Source organism: Natrarchaeobius chitinivorans (assembly GCF_003841505.1).
GTDB classification, from domain to species: Archaea; Halobacteriota; Halobacteria; order Halobacteriales; family Natrialbaceae; genus Natrarchaeobius; species Natrarchaeobius chitinivorans.
The window spans coordinates 168,391-186,678 of the sequence record NZ_REGA01000003.1 but is presented as its reverse complement, the minus strand read 5'-3'; the positions used below and the strand labels follow the sequence as shown (position 1 = coordinate 186,678).

The following is an 18,288-nucleotide window of genomic DNA, read 5'->3' as shown; positions in this document are numbered from 1 at the left end:
TATTCAAGCTTCTTCGAGAGCGTATAGGTGGTGATCTCTAGACGGAAGATAGGCAACCCTATCTGCGACGGAAAGAGTCCCACCAATCGTTTCGTCTTTGTCGGGTGTGAATGACCAATGCACCCCTCCATCGGACCGATCGAGTCCATGTAGAGTTTTGCCGTCAATAAAATAGATCATGCTCTCCGTGACAGCAGGTTTCTGTTGTAACTGGAATTCGTAGTCGACAGACCACTTCTGTTCGCGGCTATTAGCATCTATGGCGTAGACATGCCCATCCCGCGAGGGCAAATAAATTGTATCATCAGCCACAGACGGTCCAGCAGAGATAGAATCATCAGTTTCAAAAGTCCATTTTTCTTCGCCACTTTCTACATCAAGTGCATATAGTTTTGAATCCGTACTCCCGGTGTAAAGCGTTCCGTCCACCACTGCAGGCGTTCCGTTCGACATGTGCTCGGTGTTTTCGTTTTCAAACTCCCATTTCCGTTCCATCTGCTCGAGGTCATGGGCGACAATAGAACGTCGTCCACCACCGAACAGGACTCCATCTTTGATCGCGGGTGCTGTTGGGGTCTGGCTGTAACCCTCGAATAGAACTGAAGATGTTCCAGAAGTGCGATCGGTTTCGATGAGCCAACCAGAGTGATATGTATAGATTACATCACCATATGGGGCCGGACTGTGTGCCGAATTTCCGAGTTCTTCCGCCCACAACTGTTCGCCAGAATCAGCCTCAAGCGCATGAATTTTATCTGGAACACCATGGCTCGAGACGTAGACGACTCCATCAATGACTGTTGGAGGAGAGCTCACTCGTTGATTCAACTGGGTAGCCCATTCGATTTCTCCCGTCTCAGCATCGACTGCATAGAGATATCCGTCACGACAGCCAGCGTACACGATTCCATCTACAATCGCTGGACTCGAGACGAACCGATCTCCACCCTCGAGTCGCCAGCGAACCGTCACGTCATCGACTGGCCCGTCGCCGTCCGGTTGGTAGCCGGTGTTCTGGAGGTCCGCGCCGAACATCGGCCAGTCGCCGTCGGAATCCGATCCGAACTCGAGGAGTCCGTCGTCGGACGTCCCGGTGTCGTCGGTATCGTCGGTTGTTTCTTCGTCGCTCGAGCAGCCGGCGAGTATCGTCGCTCCGGCGGTGCCAGCACACAGTCCGAGCCACGTTCGGCGGTTCGTGTGTCGTCTCCTACCCATACTTACAATACTATACGATTTAGAATAAAGTTTATTATTCCTGGAACACACTCCGTAGAAACATCTATCAAATACACAGCTATGATATCTGAATTAGTTATTAGTATAGTTGGGTATTCGACTCGTGTCCCAGTAGAGCTAACAGAGGGATGTAAAACGCTGCCCCTTCCCAACCGAATCGATCGATCGCGTCTTTACTCGCCTCACGAGTGATACCGTCGGACAGAACTATTTGAAGATCGGTCGCTTTCCTGCGGCCGTCGCCATCGGAGACGGCCGCGAATTCGCGATCGACTTCTCACTGAGTTCTGTCCGACAGTATGAGCGAGGCGCTCTCGCTGTCACTCGAACGCCACGCCAGCACGCCACGAAATTGGACGAGAACTGCCCACGCGGTGTACGGATCTCGAGGTCGGATGGAGAACCACACCAATCTGGACGATACGGTGTGAAAACTCTCGGCCGGGAAATCGAGATACACCGAGACGAGTGGGGTTGCGGATCTGGGCTCGACAGCCATGCCAATATCGCGCCAGGAGCCCGAACCATACCGTTCCACCGAGGCGGAGTTGCTGTACAGCCCCTCCGATCACACTGAGTGCAACCTGCGTGACGAACGGCATTCGACGGACCAGAACAAAACATACACCATCTGTTAGTTATGTCCAAGTATCAGTGAAGACATGCTTTAGCACATCAGAAGAAGGGGCAAACTGCTGAACGTGATTCCAGGTAAAACTGCGAACCGTGCTAAGACTACACCCGCACAGTGGTACGGGAGAACGTACACTGACCCGCATAATCCGCATACGGGGGGAAATCAGTTGATCGAGTCCGAAGCTCAACTGTATTCTTGCTCCTGTACCTTCTCCATAGACCATTGGCATGAATTCGATTGCCTGCTATCGAGTTCCGGTCGAAACGGCCGGCGGACTACTCCTCGCCGAACGCCCCGCGTTCCTCGAGTTCGTCGATGTCTGCGTCGTCGTAGCCCAGTTCCTCGAAGACGCTCCGGTTGTGTTCGCCCAGTCGGGGTGGCGGTGATTCGAAGCCGCTGTCGGCTCGAGCGTAATTGAGCGGATGCTCGACGACCGGAATCTCGCCGCGGTCCGGGTCCTCGAGTGTCGTCGTCGCCTCACGCGAAGCGGTCTGTTCGTTGTACAGCGCGTCTTCGACCTCGAAGACGGGACCGGCCGGGACGCCGGCGTCCTCCACGAGGATGGACATCCACTCGTCGGTCGTCCGCTCGCGCAACGTTTCCTCGAGTTCCGCCTCGAGTTCGTCCATGTGTTCGACGCGGTCGCCGTTGGTTTCGAACCGATCGTCGTCCGCGAGTTCCGGTCGGTCGATCGCCTCACAGAGGGTTCGCCAGAGTTTCTGGTTGAGACAGGCGACGTTGAGGTAGCCGTCGGCGGTCTCGAACGTCTGGTAGGGTGCGAGAACGGGATCTTTCGTCCCCATTCGGGAGGGAGATTCGTCGGCGAACACTTTCCCGGCCTGTTTGGTGAGCCACGGGAGAACCGCATCGAGCATCCCGAGATCGATGTACTCACCTTCGCCGGTTCGTTCGCGCCGATACAGCGCGTTGGAGATCCCGAAGGCGGCCCACATTCCGGTGATGAGGTCGGTCATCGGCAGGCCGACTTTTACCGGCCGGCCGTCGGCCTCGCCGGTGACGCTCATGACGCCGCTCATTCCTTGGATCATCAGGTCGTACCCGGGCCGTTCCCGCCACGGGCCGGTCTGACCGAACGCCGAAATCGCACAGTAGACGATCTCCTCGTTGTGCGACCGGATCGTCTCCTCGTCGACGTCGAGCCGTTCGGCGGTGCCGGGCCGATAGTTCTGTAGAAAGACGTCGGCCTCGCTGACGAGATCGTAGAGTGCCTCGCGACCGGCCTCGCTTTTGAGGTCGAGTTCGACGCTTTGCTTGCCGTAGTTGACCGTCCAGAAGTACGGCGATTCACCGTCGATAAACGGCGGTCCGGAGTGTCGGTTGTCGTCGCCGACGCCTGGCCGTTCGATTTTCACGACGTCCGCTCCCTGATTTGCAAGCATCAGAGAACAGAACCCGCCGGTGACGAACGTCGTGAGATCGACGACGCTGACGCCCTCGAAAATGCGATCGTCGGTTGCCATGTGCTGTCGCAGTGATAGGCGCGTCGGGAGAAAAACCTTCGGTCCGCGGTCGTTCGGAGACTTCTGCGAAACGACGTTCGCCGAACTTTCGACAGGTTGCTGCGCGATCGATCACGTTCTCGAGTCGACTGTTAGATCGGACAGAGAAACGACATTCGACCTGGTGACAAAAGCGTTCGTGACCACGTCCCAAGCCACGTAGTGGGCCCGAAGCGGCTCACGAACTGTCGCCGTCCTTCTCCGCCGTCCGACTGCGAGTTTGGGTACCGTCCTGGCCCCCGTTTCGATCCCGTTGGGCCCTGGCAGTCTCGATCGCAGGCTCGAGTTCGTCGTACAGGGCGGCTGCGTCCTCGGGAAAGACCTCGATCGGTTTCGGCTGGCTGTGCGTGTGAATCCGGACGCGGTCGCGGTGGCGGTACGACCGATAGATACTCCAGAGGCCGAACAGTGCGAACGCGATCCCGAGTATCGCATTTTGGGGAATCGAGTAGAGTCCGAAGAGAACGAGCGCGCCGCTTAAGATAGCCAGAAACCAGTTGAACGTCTCGTTCGAAACCTCGCTGACGTTCGTGTAGGGAACGCTCGTCAGTTCGTCGGCCGAGGTGACCAGCAGTCGTGATTCAGTGACGGCAATTTCGCCGCCGCCACGAAGGGTGCCGCGGTAGTGCAACCGTTCCCCACGCTCGAGCTCGAGACCTCGTCTGCTCGACATTGGCGGTACTGCGTCCGGCCGACTATTGAACGTTTCCCCGTGGCCGAAACTCCTGGTCGAAAACTCCCGATCGAAATAACCCTTCGGAAAAGATACCCGAAAACCCCGTCAGTTGGAGCCAGTCGCGATGGTGTCTGTCTACCGGTGGCCCCGCAAACCGTCCGCAGGCACACAGGAATATGGGGCCACAGGCCGTATCATACGGTTTACTGTAAGTCACTGCCGGCGCACCCGCGACCCGGGCGGCGGGTGCGCCGGTACACAGGTACAGTAATCCGTATCAGTCGGCGCTGTCGACCGGCGCGGGTTCGTCGGAGCGGAACCGTTCGAAGACGGTCTGGAACTCCGATTCGTCCTCGGAGAGGTCTTCCCACTGGGCCAGTCCGCGTTCTTCACGCGACCCGCTTACGGTGTTGTCGAGGATGAAGGCGATCAGTCCACCGACGGCCATCGTCGTCGAGCCGATGACGAAGATCGTATCGGAGACGACCTGTTGGCCGAGGACGGGACCGATCACCGCCGCACCTTCTGCGAGGGCCTGGAAGTCACCGGGACTCTCGAAGTTCGCGAAGTAATTCGGTAACGCGAGTCCGAGGAATAGCGCGATACCGATAATGAAGACGTTTCTCGAGGCGTCGAGATCGACGAACTTCAGGTTCGACAGTCCGACCGCGGCGATCTGGCCGAACATGGCGATATACAGCGCGCCGACGATCGGACTCGGGATCGAGACGATGAGCGCGCCGAACGGACCGAGGAAGCCGACGATGAGCATCACGATCGCGCCGATTTGGACGACGTAGCGCGAGGCGACGCCGGTGATACCGATCGCGCCGATGTTCTCCCCGTAGGAAGTCGAACCGTTACCCGTCCCCATGATGCCTGCGAAGATGTTGCCGAGACCTTCCATCCCGATCCCGTGATTGATGCGCTTCTCGCTCGGCGCACCGAGTCCCGAGATGCGGGCGACGGCGTAGTAGTCCCCGATACTCTCGACCATCGAAGCGACGACGCCCGCGAATATCCCGATCGCGAACGCGAGCGTGAACTCCGGTATCCCCCACTGGAGCGGATAGATCGGCTGTACCAGCGGTGCTTCGGCGATCAGCGAGGTGTCGATGTAGCCGAGACTGCTTCCGTCCTCGGCGACGTGTGTCTCCTGGGTGTAGATCCCGGCTGCCGTCAGAATCCCGGCGAGTATCCACGCAGTCGCGATTCCGAGTAAAACCGGGAACAGTTTCGCGTACCGGCTGTACTGATCGAGGTACTGCGAGAACAGGATGATCAGGAACAGCGTCAGCCCGAGCAGCCACCAGTTTTGGCCCACTCGAGTCACGTCACCGACGTCGACCAGCGAGAGACCGATCAGGACGATCACCGGTGCGATCACGACCGGCGAGAGGTAGTACTTGAGCTTGCCCAGCAGGCCGGAGTAGCCGAGAACCACCTGGATCAGCGCGGCTGCGATGATCGCTCCCTGTAACTGGAGGATCGTCGTCTCCCACGGGCCGCCGTGTGCGAGGATGATCGCAATCGCCGGCGCGAGCAGTGCGAACGTCCCCCCCTGGACGATCGGGTATCGGTTTCCGATCGTCGTCTGTGCGAGCGTCGCGACTCCGGAGACGACGAAGAACGTCCCGACGAGTCGGGCGGTCTCCGCCGGCGGCATCTCCATGAGTCCCGCCAGGATCAGCGGAATCGCGACGGTCGCACCGATCATGGTGAGATAGTGCTGTACCCCGAGGAAAATCGATTCACCGAGCGGTGGCTTGTCTTCGATACCGTACTCGACGAACGACGCCTCCTCCCGCGAGACGTCCCCGCCATCCGTTCTGAGTTCGTCCGATGTATCGCGTTGGTCTGTCATGGATTCGCTCCCTGAGTTAGCTCGCACACTGTGTCGAGTGTTCACACCCGCACAGGTCTACGAAGTAAAACCAAAGCGTATACATATAAAGATACCGCCGGTAAACCGCGTGCGGGCGCCGTTCAACCGTCGATTATATAAATAATCAGTGACCTTTCACGGGTGGAAAGAGTGGCAAATGAGTAACACCGGGAGAGAACGTCCCGTCAAGGAGACGTATCACCGGCTCACCAGGCGGGAAACGGTGACTTTCCAAGCGTTCAGACGGCGACTCACTCGAGTGTGATCACCGGGACCGCGGTCAGTTCGTGCTAACGTGGCCAGGTAGTTCGTGCTGTTGCGGCCAGTTCGCGCTGATACGGCCAGTTCGTGCGAACACGAGTCGTTTCGTCCGACAGTATATTACTGTTCGAGTACGTCCGTTTGGCTGATGGTCTCTCAGCCTGAGTACGCAGTCGCGGCTGAACTAGACGTGATGGTCGAAACCCGCGACGGCGTCGAACTGGCGACCGACGTGTACCGGCCCGCGGATCCGGACACCGGCGAACCGATCGACGAGCCGAAACCCGCGCTACTGGACCGGACACCGTACGGCAAGCGGGGGCGAATGGAACGTCACGGCGAGTGGTACGCGAAACGCGGCTACCTCGTCGCGATCCAGGACTGCCGTGGCCGGTTCGAAAGTGGCGGCGACTACTACATCTTCGTCGACGAACCGGAAGACGGCTACGACACCGTCGAGTGGCTCGCCGACCGAGAGTACTGTGACGGTCAGGTCGGAACGTTCGGCACATCCTACGGCGCGTGGGTCCAGTCCGCGCTCGCAACGCAGGATCCGCCCCACCTCGAGGCGATGTTCGTCAACCAGGGCGCGGCGAACGGCCGGAAGGCGACGTTTCGACACAACGGCGCGTTCGAACTCCGCTGGCTGTGCTGGGCGTACACGCTCGGCGGCGGCTTCGCAAAGGGCGCGCTCGAGAACCCCGAGATCCAACAGCGGCTGGCGAACGTCGACGTCCGAGACGTACTGGCGAACGGCCCTGTCCAGCGGGGTCAATCGGCGCTCCGACACATTCCCGACTACGAGGAGTGGGCGTTCGATATCATGACTCAGGGGGCGGCGAGCGACGAACTGTGGCAGGAGCCCGGGATCAACTTCGAGGCCTACTACGACGAGATGGCGGACGTGCCGACGGTCTACGCCGGCGCGTGGTACGACTCCTACACGAAGGCGACCTGCGACAACTTCGTCGCCCTCGCCGAGCGCATGGAGAGCGACCACTACCTGTTGATGGGGCCGTGGACCCACGGCTGGAACAGCTATCCGCTTCCCTCGTGGAACAAGTCCTACTCGGGCGAACTCGAGTTCGGCGAGGCGGCGCTGCGAGAGTACCAGGAGACGCGGCTGCGCTTTTTCGATCACTACCTGAAGGGCAAAGATACCTGGAGCGACCAACCGACGGTCCAGTACTTCCAGATGGGAACCGGCGACGGCTCGCAGACCCGCGATGGCCGACTCTTCCACGGCGGTGAGTGGCGCTCTGGCGAGGAGTGGCCCCTTCCGGACACCAAGTTCGAGACCTACTACGTCCACGGAGATGGGCGACTCTCGACGGACGCACCGACCGCTGAGGAGTCCTCGACGACCTACGAGTTCGACCCCAACGATCCCGTGCCGACCATCGGCGGCAACTGCTCGTCGTACATCACCTACGAGCCACGCGAGGAACCGATCCTCGAGTACCCCCTGAGCGAGCGCAAGATGCAGGATATCACCGGCCGAGGCGGGTTCGACCAGCGGACGCGCCCGGACACGTTCGGTGCCGACGAGCCCTACGGTCCGCTCGAAGAGCGAAACGACGTGCTCGTCTATCGGACGGAGCCGCTCGAGGAGGACCTCGAAATTGCGGGGCCGATCCGGGTTCGGGTGTACGGCTCGACCGACGGCCCGGACACCGACTTCACGGCGAAGCTGATCGACGAACATCCGCCCAGCGACGAACACCCCGACGGCGCGGCGATCAACCTCTGTGACTCGATCTGTCGCGGGCGCTATCGTGGCTACCGCGACGAACCCGACCTGCTCGAGCCGGGCGAGGTGTACGAGTTCGAGATGGAACCGTATCCAACCGCGAACGTGTTCAAAGCGGGGCATCGAATCCGCCTCGACGTCTCCTCGTCGAACTACCCGCGCTACGACGTCAACCACAACACCGGCGGTCCGCTGTACGGCGACCGCGAGTACCGGACTGCGACGAACACCGTCTACCACGACGCCGAGTTCGCGACCCACGTCGAGTTGCCGGTCCAGCCCAGAAGCTGATACGGTCTGCTATGAGTCTTTACCGGTCGATCGTACAACGGTGGGTGATCGACCGGCAATCAGTCATAGCAAACCGTATGAAACGGGTATCGACGAACGGCGATATCGAGCGGTGACTCGGCGAAAAACTCGACTCGAGACGACCGGTCACTCATACGGTTTACTGTAGATCGTTTCCGGTGAGACCGCCGCCCGGGTCGCGGTCTCACCGGTAAATCGCTACAGTAAACCGTATCACGCCAACGGCTGGCCAAAGTATATGTTTCTCTACGTCAAATGTCAGCTATGGTCGAACGAGTTCTGGTACCAGTCGACGGCTCGGATCGGTCCAAAGACGCACTCGAGTACGCGGTTGAAACGTTCCCCGACGCACAGATCACGGCGTTTCACGCGATCGAGGCGGGACAGGGGGATCTCGGGACGTTCTCCGGAATGACCGGCGACGTCCCGGACGACGAACCCGAACTCGAACACTCGGAGGACCTCCTCGAGGCGGCCCGTCGTCGCGCCAAAAAGCAGGGTGTCACGATCGAGACCGAACGCGGACGCGGTCGGCCCGACAGGTTGATCGTCAACCGTGCCGAGGATGGCGATTACGATATGGTCGTCATCGGTAGCCACGGCCGTGACGGTGTCGCGCGGGTGCTACTGGGCAGCGTCGCCGAAAAAGTCGCACGCCGATCGCCGATTCCTGTGCTCGTCGTGCGTTGACTTCCGGCGAGATATCGTCGCACGCCGAAGAGGGAGTCGATTACTGCTTTTCGAAAGCGACGCACCGACAGACGCTCGATTCCCCGCCCCGGAATCGCCACGGGAAGGTGCCGATCTGGACGCGCTCGTTCAGCAGTGTCTCGGGAACCTGGGCGTTCTCGACGTGGATGATACCCTCCGGGAAGAGTTCGGTGTGCATCAGCTGGTACCCCTCCGGCGGGAAGATCTCGTCCAGGTCGTCGACGCCGAGATGGTCTCTCGCCTCCGCCGCGAGTTCCGGTCGAATGTCGCGGACGACAGTGTTCATCGGGTGATCCGCGCTCCCGCAGTCGAGGATCAGGTAGTTGAGATCCATCTCTTTACACCACTCTGCAAACTCCGCGTTCGGACCGGGATGTTTACAGAAAAACCGGTGTGGATCCGCGTTCTCCCTGTGCCAGGCGTACTCCTGATAGCCCGTATGGACGAACAGGATGTCTCCCTCCTGGACGTCACAGACGTCCTCAATCATGTCGCTCGTGTAGACGTCGTAGTCGCCGACCTTCTCGGAGATGTCCGCGACGACGGCGTCCCCGACGAGTTCGTCCAGCCCCACGGATTCGATGTCCCGTCCGCTGGCGACGAAGTGTTTCTCGCCGTCGAGGTGGGTGCCGGTGTGGTTCATGAACTCGATCTTCTGTCCGTTTACCTTCTCGGTGTCGAGGCTCTTTTCGTACCACACCTTGGGATTATCGTAGGTCGGCCACGCCGGCGTATCCTGCGACCACGGCTGTGTCAGGTCGTACATCTCGTAGCCATCGAGCATAAACGTCAATTCTCGGCCGCTCACTTAAACCTACGTGGCGCGACGGTCGAACCGGCCGCCCCATCGAACCGATTCCCGGTCACGGTGACCACGATCGCCGGTCACAGTGACCAACATTTATTAGTACGGTTGGGAAACTCATATGGTGTCTGTGTGAACGACCCATGACTCTCCATACCAATCACCGGCACCGTTCCCGGGCCATCCGTCGGCTGGCCCCTCTCGAATTCGCACGCTCTCACGCCCCGAGTCCATGAAACCGGCGCCGTTTACCCACCACCGGCCGGAGTCACTCGAGGAGGTCCTCGAGTTGCTCGTGGAACTCGAGGAGGCCGAACTCCTCGCCGGCAACCAGTCGCTCGGTATCGTGATGGCGAACCGGCTGGCGACGCCCGACCATCTCGTCGATCTGAACGGCGTCGACGACCTCGCGTACGTCGAGGAGACCGACGACGAGGTTCGGATCGGCGCGATGACCCGCCACCGGACCCTCGAGCGGTCGGACCTGCTCGCGGAACGCCTGCCGATGCTCCCCGAAGCGGCGGCCCAGATCGCCGGTCCCGCGGTTCGAAACCGGGGAACGATCGGCGGCAGTATCGGTGAGGCGGACCCTGCTGGAAACTATCCCGCGGCGCTGGTCGCCCTCGAGGGAACCCTCCACCTGCGCTCTGGCGACGGCAGCCGAGACGTCCCCGCTGACGAGTACTTCATCGCGTACATGTTCACGGACCTCCGCGAGGACGAACTGATCGAGTCCGTCTCGGTGCCGACCGATCCGTTCCCGCCCGCTCGAACGGGCATGGCGTTTCTCGAACTCAAGCGTGCAGCACAGACCTGGCCGACCGTCAGCGCGGCGACCGCGATCAGGGTCGACGATCCGGACGCCGACGACCCCGTCCTCGAAGACGTCCGGATCGCGCTGGCAAACGCCGCCGACGTTCCCCTCCGCGTGCCGGACGCGGAGGAGGCCCTGGTCGGTGAACCGCTCTCAGATGCGGGCCTCGAGGAAGCCACAACACTCGTCACGGCCGCGGTCAAGCCGGAAGGCGAGATGCACGCGGATCGGGAGTACAAAGAGGAAGTGGCCGGCGAGTACGCCAAACGCTCGCTCGAAACGTCCTACGAACGCGCGATCGAGACGCAATGACGGTCTCTGCCGTCGAACCCGAAATCCAATGTTAGAATTTACCGGCGAAAACGAGATGGAACAGTCGCCCGACGAACTCTGGCCGTACTTTACGGACACTGACGTGCTTGCCGAGTGTGCACCGGGCTGTAAGGAGATGACCCTCGAGTCACCTCACGAGATCGAAGCGGTACTCGCCGTCGGCGTCGGGAGCGTCAAACCCGAGTTCGACGTCGACGTCGTCGTCACGCGTGCCGACCGGCCGGACGTCCTCGAGATGCAGGCCGTCGGTCACGCCCCTCGAAACGAGTTCGAGACGACCGCCGAGATGGAGTTACGGGAGACCGACGACGGCGGAACGACCGTCGTCTGGTCGGCGACTGCCGACGTCTCGGGGACGATCGCGAGCCTCGGTGGCCGCGCGCTCAAAAGCGTCACGAACCGACTCGTAAAGAAGTTCTTCGCGGACCTACAGGAGAAAGCGGACGAGGGCGTCGAGGCGACCGCCGAACTCGAGGCCGCACCCGAGGACGTCACGCTCGAGAACGACGGCTAAACGCCCCGGTCGAACGGCTGAACGTCACGCTCGGACGGCTCTGAACCGGATGCTCGAAATCGACGGCTAAACGGGATGCTCGGACGCTAAAGTCCCGCTCGAGAACGACGCCGAATTTTCTCACAGGTTCGTTTCCGTCGCACCTCTCCGATCGAGATTGGTGATGGCGGACGTTCGACTCCGGGCTACTCCTCGGCGTCTCGGATCTTCGATCGCAGGTGGTCCGGCGCGACCGGGATCCGGTCCGCAGGTTCGTCGAGCGATAGCGGCTCGAGGGCGGCGTTGATGGACGTGGCGATGCTCGCCGGTGCGTCGATCATCCCGCCCTCGCCGACGCCTTTCGCGCCCGTCTCGGTGTACGGCGACGGCGTCTCGGTGTGTTCCATCTCGATCTCGGGAACGGTCTCGATCGAGGGCAGGAGGTAATCGAACAGCGTGATCGCCTGGGGCTGGCCGTCGGCCTCGTAGCCGAACTCCTCCAGCAGGGCCGCGCCGACTCCCTGGGCGATGCCGCCGTGGGCCTGCCCCTCGACGATGGTCGGGTTGAGCATGGTTCCACAGTCCCGGACCGTGTGGAATTTAAGGATCTCGACCTCGCCGGTCCCGACGTCGACCTCGACGATAGGCGCGTTCGCGCCGAACGCGGCGGTCGGGTAGACCGGGAACTTCCGGCGGAACGCCTCGTCGAACTCCTCGTGTTCGAGGGCCGGATGGTCGTAGTTGTAGCTCACGCGGGTCAGTCGCTCGTCGCGCTCGGCGTCGAGTTCCGCGAGGTCGGCGAGCGAGAGCGAATCGCTGCCGTCGATCAACTCGACGGTCCCGTCCCGGTAGGAGACGTCGTCGGCCGGGACGTCCCAGTGGTCGGCCGCGAGTTCCTCGGCGCGTTCGACGAGCCGTTCCGCGAGACCGACCGTCGCGCCCGAGAGCATGACCGCCATTCGCGAGGCGGCGCTGCCGTACTCCGTCGGGGCGTCGACGCTGTCGAGGTAGTCGACGTCGATCTCGCTGGGCAGGATCTCGAGTTCGTCTGCGAGCAGCTGTGAGACGAGCGTCTGGTGGCCCTGCCCGGACGAGTCGGTCGCCAGATACGCGCGGACGGTGCCGTCCTCGCGGAGTTCGGCGCGCAGGTGTTCGGGCAGTTCGTCGACCTCCTCGCGCGACCTGCTCTCGAGCGCTTCGCGGTTGGACCGCTGTCGGTCGGTCCAGTCGGAGCCGCTGACGCCGGGTTCGATGATGACGCTCGTCTGGACGCCGCGGTACTTGCCCTCCTCGCGCTTTTCGGCGACGACGTCGGGATCGAGCAGCCCGCCGTCGCGTTCGTCCTCGATGATCTCCTCGATTCGATCGAGCGTCGCGGGGTAGTCCCCGGAGTCGTAGACGTTCTTCGAGGGGAGGGTGTAGGGCATCTGATCCGGCGTGATCAGGTTTCGACGGCGGAACTCGGTCGGGTCCATCCCGATCTCCCTGGCCGCCGCATCGACGACCATCTCGAGGGCGTAGATGTGGGGATCGACGCCGAAGCCGCGGTAGGCGGTCTGTGAGGTCTTGTTGGTGAGGACGAGGTCGTACTCGTAGGCGACGTCGTCGATCACGTAGGAGTTCGTCACCACGGACAGCGGCTTCAGCACCTGATTGATCGGATATCGGGGGAACGCGCCGAAGTCGTCGACGAACCAGACGTCGAGCCCTCGCATCGTTCCATCGTCGTCGACGGCCATTCGGATCTCGTACTCGCGGTCCGAGGAGTGTACGTCGCCGCCCTGGAGGTTCTCGATGCGGTCCTCCTCGAACTTGACCGGGCGATTCAACTGCTGGCTCGCCATCGCGGCCAGACAGCAATAGCGGTGGATGGCGATCTTCGTCCCGTAGCTCCCGCCGACGTCCGCGGGTACGTTCACCCGGACGTCGTCGGCGTCGTAGCCGAGCGTCTCGTAGATCGTGTCGTCGACGAGCGTGTGCAACTGGATGTTGCAGTCGACGTCGAAGCTGTCCGTCTCCTCGTCGTACGTCGCGACGACGCCTGCGGTCTCGAGGGGGACACCGGAGATGCGCCCCCACGAATACTCGCCGGAGACGACGTGATCGGCGTCCTCGAACGCCGTCTCGGGGTCGCCGAACTCGATGCGTTCGTGGTCGACGACGTTCGTCCCGATCGACTCGTGGACGACCACCTCGTCTTCGCGGGCGGCCATCCCGTCCGCGACGGCCTCGAGAGTGTCGTACTCGACGGTCACGAGGTCGGCGACGTCTTCGGCCGCGTACCGGTTCGAGGCGACGACCAGCGCGACTGGCTCGCCGACGAACCGCACCTTTTCGTCCGCCAGCGACCACTCGGGGAGTTCGACGGCTTCGCCGCTCGCTCCGATTTCGATGCGGCCGACGCCGGTCGGCATCGGATTGTAGTTCGCCTTGAGATCCTCGGCGGTGAGCACCAGTTCGCAGTCGGGGTGGTCCTCGGCCTCGCTCGCGTCGATGTCGACGACTTCGGCGTGGGCGTGCATGCTCCGGACGAGCGCCATGTGCAGGCAGTTCTCCGGCGTCACGTCGTGGATGTACTCGGCTTCGCCGGTCAGGATGCGGTGGTCCTCGACGCGGGGGAGCCCCTGGCCGGTGAACGACTCGGGCTCCGACTCCGGTTCGGCGTCGGCCTCGGTCGGCTGTGACTGGGACACGATTACTCCCTCATCTTCGCCGCCGCGCGTTCGACGGCCTCGTAGATGTTCTGGTAGCCGGTACACCGACAGATGTTGTCCGCGAGCCCGCGTTCGATCTCCTCGCGGGTCGGATCGGGGTTCTCCTCGAGCAGTTCCTTCGTCGCGACGACGAAGCCGCTCGTACAGAACCCACACTGGAGCGCGTGAGTCTCGTGAAACGCCTCCTGTATGGGGTGAAGCGAGCCGTCGTCGTCGGCCAGCCCCTCGACCGTCTCGATCTCCGCGCCGTCGGCCTGGACCGCGTACGAGAGACAGCTCTTTACCGCCCGACCGTCCTGCTGGACGGTGCAGGCACCGCAGACGCCGTGCTCGCAGCCGACGCGGACGCCGTTGAGACCACACTCGGTCCGGAGAAAATCGGAGAGCTTCAATCGGGGTTCGACCGCGGCGGTCACGGACTCCCCGTTGACGGTGACGGTGATCTCCCTGGGTTCGGGAGCGTCGTACTCTCCTGTGCTATCCGTACTCATGGATACGTACTACGTCTCTCGAGCGGGGCATAAACGTTGTGCCGAGACAGCGGCGGAAACGTCTCGACGCGACGACGGGCTAGACTCAAGTAGATCGCCGAGAGAGAGGGGATATGGTCGAATCGACCGTAGACCTTCGAGTAGTCAACGCACGAGTTGTCACGCCGGAGGGGACGATCAGCGGCGGCGTCGCGGCGGACGACGGCATCGTCGTCGGCGTCGGGACCGAATCGAACCTCCCCGATGCGGAGCACGAGATCGATGCCGACGGGAACTACCTGATCCCCGGCTTCATCGATCCCCACGTCCACTGGGGACTCTCCCGGTACGAGTACGAGTACCACGAGGGGTTAGAGCACGACTTCGAGACCGAAACGCGAGGGGCGATCCACGGCGGCGTCACGACCGTCGTCAACTTCCTCTTACAGAAGGAGCCGTATCTCCCCGATATGGAGTTCTTCAGGCGGGCGGGCGAGGAAAACTCCTACATCGACTTCGCGTATCACGCCATCGTCCACCAGGACCACCACGTCGAGGAGATTCCCGACCTGGCCGAGGCGGGCGTCCGGTCGTACAAGGTGTTTTTCAACTGGTACAAACACGCCTCCCCCGAACTCGGGATCGACCACTCCGATGCGGGGCGGGTCTTTCGGGTGCTCGACGAGGTGTCCGATATTCCGGGCGGCGTCGTGATGTTCCACGCCGAAAACGAGGACCTCGCGATCGAACGCCGGAACGACCTCCAGGAGGAGGGGCGAAACGATCTGCCAGCCTGGACGGAGGCCTCACCGAACGTCGCCGAGGCGATGCAGATCGAACAGATCGGCCAACTCACCGAGTACACCGACTCGCGGGCCTACGTCGTCCACATGAGTACCGGCGAGGGCGTCGACATCTGCGAGCGCTACCAGCAAAAGGGAGTCAACCTCCACGCCGAGACGTTGCCGGCGTTTCTCTCACACACCTACGAACAGGAAGACCTCGGCGTCTGGGGGAAAATCTCGCCGCCGCTTCGCGGCGAGGCGAGCAAGAAACGCCTCTGGGAGGGCCTTCGGACCGGCGTCGTCGACTACCTCGGCACCGACCACTGCCCCCACAAGATCGAGTTCAAGGAGAAAGGCGAGGGCAAACACGGCGATATCTGGGAGGCGATTCCGGGCGACAACAACGGCATCGAGTACTTCCTGCCCGTCATGATGAGCGAGGGCGTCAACGAGAACCGCATCAGCATGGAGCGACTCGTCGAAGTCTGTGCGGCGAACAACGCAAAGCGCTGGGGGCTGTACCCGCGAAAGGGGGCGATCGCCGAGGGATCGGACGCCGACATGGTGATCGTCGACCTCGAGAAGAGCGCGGTCGTCGACGACGACTTCTATCACACCATGGAACCCCGCTACTCGACGTTCCACGGCGAGGAGCTAACCGGCCTCCCGACCCACACCATCGTTGGCGGCGAAGTCGCCGTCGAGGACGGCGAACTGCTCGTCGAACCCGGCGACAGAACGTACCTCTCTCGCGGCCCGGAGGGCGTCACGCTAGAGCACGATGGGTGAGCTCGTCGGCGTCCTCCTCGCGGGCGGGATGGGGACCAGGTACGAAGAGGGCAACAAACTGCTCGCGACGGTCCCGGGAGACGACGAACCGATCGTCCGTCGCGCCGCGCGCTCGCTCGAGACGGCCGTCGACTACACCGTCGCGGTGCTCGGCTACGAGTCCGATGCCGTCGCACGTACCATCACGGGTGCGGTCGACGAGACAGTGTACAATCCGGACTACGAGCAGGGACAGAGCACGTCCGTTCGAGCAGGTGCTCGGACGGCACGCAAACGCGGCGCGGATGCGGCGGTCTTTCTCCCGGGAGATATGCCCTGTGTCGATCGAACAACCGTCGATCGGATCGCCACCACACACCGCGAGACCGATTCGGACGTCGTCCTTCCGACGACCGATGGGCAGCGGGGGAATCCGGTGTTGTTCGATTCCGCGATGTTCGACGAATTGCTCGAGCTCTCGGGCGACACCGGCGGTCGGGTTCTGTTCGACGACGCAGACGTTCGTCGCATCGACGTTGCGGACGCTGGGATCCACGTCGACGTGGATACGGTTGCGGATCGCGACCGGCTCGACTGTAACGGCGACACTCACGGTTCGACGCCCTCCTTCTAGTATCGTTCGGCGATGCTGAACGCGATTGTCGGCTGTCTCCGGACGACTCGATCGACTCCCAGACACGAATTGGTCGGTGATCCGTTCTCCTCGAGATTCGCCGGTCGATTCGAGAGCAGACCGGTGACACGGTCGTCCATTCGAGACTATACCGTCCCTCGATACTGAACATTTATATCGGTGCGCATACCATTGGTATGGTATGGCGAAACAGGAGTCGATCGGGATACAGGCGGTCGATCGGGCGTTCGACATCGTGGAAGCCCTGACCGAACTCGACGGTGCTGGGGTTTCGGAACTCGCGAGACACGTCGACTTGCCCAAAAGCACCGCACACAACCACCTTCGGACGCTCGAGCAGACCGAGTACGTCGTCCACGAGGACGGCGAGTATCGAGCGGGCCTGAAGTTCCTTCGGATCAGCGAAACCGCTCGCAAGCAACACGAACTGTACCAGGTCGCCCGGTCCGAGGTCGATCATCTGGCCGAGAAAACCGGCGAGATATCCGCGCTCATGACCGAAGAGCACGGTCGGGGCGTCTTCGTCTATCGGAGTCGTGGCTCCGAAGCTGCCCGTATCGACACGTGCGTCGGCGACCGGGTCCCCATTCACTGCACGGCACTGGGGAAAGCCATCCTGGCATTTCTCCCGGCGGACCGTCGAAACGAGATCGTCGAGCGACACGGCCTGACGGCGGTCAACCACAACACGATCACCGACCGCGACGTTCTCTCCGAGGAACTCGAAGACATTCGAGAACGAAAGATCGCGTACGACGACGAAGAACGGTTGAACGGGTTGCGAAGCGTCGCTGCCCCCATTCTCGACGGATCGAACTCGGTGATCGGCTCCATCAGCGTTGCCGGACCCACACACAGAATGCAGGGCAATCGCTTCGAGACGGAACTCCCCGAGACGGTACTCGGCATCGCCAACGTCATCGAGCTCAACATCCAGCACGCGTAGTACCGTTCGACGATGCTGAACACCGGACGTGGGGGCTGGGGTCGCGTTACCGGCGACGTTCCCCAGCGGCCAGCGCACGATCCGTGACTCCTTGCTCTCAGGCGGGTAGACGATGGGTCTACGACCGGTTCAGTTGTCTGGTGGTCTCGGTTCCGAAACACTTAGTTTACGAATGTATGGGTGTAATGTTCCGTCGGCACGTATCGCCGGAGCCGGGACCAGATGATTCTCTGCTGACCGAATCACGAAGTCGTACTGATAAGGGGAACAAACCCGGACGAACGGGGAGTGTACACAGTTCCACAATAGAATACGTCTGGATAAAGTACATGAGTTCAATATGTCAAAACGCCACCGGTCGACGGACAGTGATTTCCTCTTCCGAAACACCCAGTTCGCGGTTGTTTCCGGATAAATATCTCAAAGATCGGAAATAGCCACCATGCGCTCCTCGACCTTCTCTTGCGTTCGAATTTCTCCTGTCGAAAGATCGTACGAACGACACCCGCTGTGAAAT

The 18,288-nt window shown here is 61.7% G+C and carries 14 protein-coding genes; 7 read left to right on the top strand and 7 right to left on the bottom strand.

Translation table 11 applies throughout. The features are described 5' to 3' along the window. Positions 1–3: 3 nt before the first annotated feature. The 4 genes from EA473_RS05245 to EA473_RS05230 all read right to left on the bottom strand — a co-directional run bounded on the left by EA473_RS05245 (position 4) and on the right by EA473_RS05230 (position 5,933). Positions 4–1,215, bottom strand: a complete 1,212-nt coding sequence (locus tag EA473_RS05245; RefSeq protein ID WP_124194612.1) for an outer membrane protein assembly factor BamB family protein — start codon at positions 1,213–1,215, stop codon at positions 4–6. Positions 1,216–2,148: 933 nt separating this feature from the next. Then, complete coding sequence (locus tag EA473_RS05240) at positions 2,149–3,354, bottom strand: CaiB/BaiF CoA transferase family protein (protein ID WP_124194611.1); 1,206 nt, start codon at positions 3,352–3,354, stop codon at positions 2,149–2,151. 217 nt (positions 3,355–3,571) lie between these two features. Further along, the gene (locus EA473_RS05235) at positions 3,572–4,066 is read right to left on the bottom strand and encodes a hypothetical protein (protein WP_124194610.1); all 495 of its coding nucleotides are present in this window, start codon (positions 4,064–4,066) and stop codon (positions 3,572–3,574) included. Positions 4,067–4,346: 280 nt separating this feature from the next. After that, positions 4,347–5,933 carry a uracil-xanthine permease family protein gene (locus EA473_RS05230; protein ID WP_124194609.1) on the bottom strand — a complete coding sequence of 529 codons (1,587 nt, stop codon included), beginning with the start codon at positions 5,931–5,933 and terminating at the stop codon, positions 4,347–4,349. 430 nt (positions 5,934–6,363) lie between these two features. Here EA473_RS05230 and EA473_RS05225 point away from each other — a divergent pair, with 430 nt between their 5' ends. Then, entirely contained in the window at positions 6,364–8,256 is a 1,893-nt protein-coding gene (locus EA473_RS05225; protein ID WP_124194608.1) for a CocE/NonD family hydrolase, read from the top strand. A 285-nt stretch (positions 8,257–8,541) separates the two neighbouring features. Then, complete coding sequence (locus EA473_RS05220) at positions 8,542–8,967, top strand: universal stress protein (protein WP_124194607.1); 426 nt, start codon at positions 8,542–8,544, stop codon at positions 8,965–8,967. A gap of 40 nt (positions 8,968–9,007) precedes the next feature. Here EA473_RS05220 and EA473_RS05215 read toward each other — a convergent pair whose 3' ends face one another. Next, positions 9,008–9,772, bottom strand: coding sequence for a cyclase family protein (locus tag EA473_RS05215; protein WP_124194606.1), 765 nt, complete (start codon positions 9,770–9,772; stop codon positions 9,008–9,010). 253 nt (positions 9,773–10,025) lie between these two features. Between EA473_RS05215 and EA473_RS05210 the strand changes: the two genes are divergently transcribed. After that, positions 10,026–10,919 (top strand): FAD binding domain-containing protein, encoded by an 894-nt coding sequence (locus EA473_RS05210; RefSeq protein ID WP_124194605.1) that lies wholly within the window; start codon positions 10,026–10,028, stop codon positions 10,917–10,919. A 28-nt stretch (positions 10,920–10,947) separates the two neighbouring features. Further along, entirely contained in the window at positions 10,948–11,454 is a 507-nt protein-coding gene (locus EA473_RS05205) for a CoxG family protein (protein ID WP_243645190.1), read from the top strand. A gap of 185 nt (positions 11,455–11,639) precedes the next feature. Here EA473_RS05205 and EA473_RS05200 read toward each other — a convergent pair whose 3' ends face one another. Beyond that, positions 11,640–14,126, bottom strand: coding sequence for a xanthine dehydrogenase family protein molybdopterin-binding subunit (locus tag EA473_RS05200; protein ID WP_124194604.1), 2,487 nt, complete (start codon positions 14,124–14,126; stop codon positions 11,640–11,642). A 2-nt stretch (positions 14,127–14,128) separates the two neighbouring features. After that, positions 14,129–14,638 (bottom strand): (2Fe-2S)-binding protein, encoded by a 510-nt coding sequence (locus tag EA473_RS05195; RefSeq protein WP_124194603.1) that lies wholly within the window; start codon positions 14,636–14,638, stop codon positions 14,129–14,131. 113 nt (positions 14,639–14,751) lie between these two features. Here EA473_RS05195 and EA473_RS05190 point away from each other — a divergent pair, with 113 nt between their 5' ends. From EA473_RS05190 to EA473_RS05180, 3 genes are all read left to right on the top strand, one after another. Continuing rightward, complete coding sequence (locus EA473_RS05190) at positions 14,752–16,191, top strand: dihydroorotase (RefSeq protein WP_124194602.1); 1,440 nt, start codon at positions 14,752–14,754, stop codon at positions 16,189–16,191. Then, positions 16,184–16,804: a nucleotidyltransferase family protein gene (locus EA473_RS05185; RefSeq protein ID WP_124194601.1), complete on the top strand. Its 621-nt coding sequence runs from the start codon at positions 16,184–16,186 to the stop codon at positions 16,802–16,804. The genes EA473_RS05190 and EA473_RS05185 overlap by 8 nt, the downstream gene beginning before the upstream one ends. A gap of 202 nt (positions 16,805–17,006) precedes the next feature. Then, positions 17,007–17,771, top strand: coding sequence for an IclR family transcriptional regulator (locus EA473_RS05180; RefSeq protein WP_124194600.1), 765 nt, complete (start codon positions 17,007–17,009; stop codon positions 17,769–17,771). Positions 17,772–18,288 lie beyond the last annotated feature (517 nt).

Bases quoted from the DNA above. Each gene is read 5' to 3' on its own strand.
- EA473_RS05245 (WP_124194612.1), bottom strand. From the start codon at position 1,215: ATGGGTAGGAGACGACACACGAACCGCCGAACGTGGCTCGGACTGTGT.
- EA473_RS05240 (WP_124194611.1), bottom strand. From the start codon at position 3,354: ATGGCAACCGACGATCGCATTTTCGAGGGCGTCAGCGTCGTCGATCTC.
- EA473_RS05235 (WP_124194610.1), bottom strand. From the start codon at position 4,066: ATGTCGAGCAGACGAGGTCTCGAGCTCGAGCGTGGGGAACGGTTGCAC.
- EA473_RS05230 (WP_124194609.1), bottom strand. From the start codon at position 5,933: ATGACAGACCAACGCGATACATCGGACGAACTCAGAACGGATGGCGGG.
- EA473_RS05225 (WP_124194608.1), top strand. From the start codon at position 6,364: ATGGTCTCTCAGCCTGAGTACGCAGTCGCGGCTGAACTAGACGTGATG.
- EA473_RS05220 (WP_124194607.1), top strand. From the start codon at position 8,542: ATGGTCGAACGAGTTCTGGTACCAGTCGACGGCTCGGATCGGTCCAAA.
- EA473_RS05215 (WP_124194606.1), bottom strand. From the start codon at position 9,772: ATGCTCGATGGCTACGAGATGTACGACCTGACACAGCCGTGGTCGCAG.
- EA473_RS05210 (WP_124194605.1), top strand. From the start codon at position 10,026: ATGAAACCGGCGCCGTTTACCCACCACCGGCCGGAGTCACTCGAGGAG.
- EA473_RS05205 (WP_243645190.1), top strand. From the start codon at position 10,948: ATGTTAGAATTTACCGGCGAAAACGAGATGGAACAGTCGCCCGACGAA.
- EA473_RS05195 (WP_124194603.1), bottom strand. From the start codon at position 14,638: ATGAGTACGGATAGCACAGGAGAGTACGACGCTCCCGAACCCAGGGAG.
- EA473_RS05190 (WP_124194602.1), top strand. From the start codon at position 14,752: ATGGTCGAATCGACCGTAGACCTTCGAGTAGTCAACGCACGAGTTGTC.
- EA473_RS05185 (WP_124194601.1), top strand. From the start codon at position 16,184: ATGGGTGAGCTCGTCGGCGTCCTCCTCGCGGGCGGGATGGGGACCAGG.
- EA473_RS05180 (WP_124194600.1), top strand. From the start codon at position 17,007: ATGGCGAAACAGGAGTCGATCGGGATACAGGCGGTCGATCGGGCGTTC.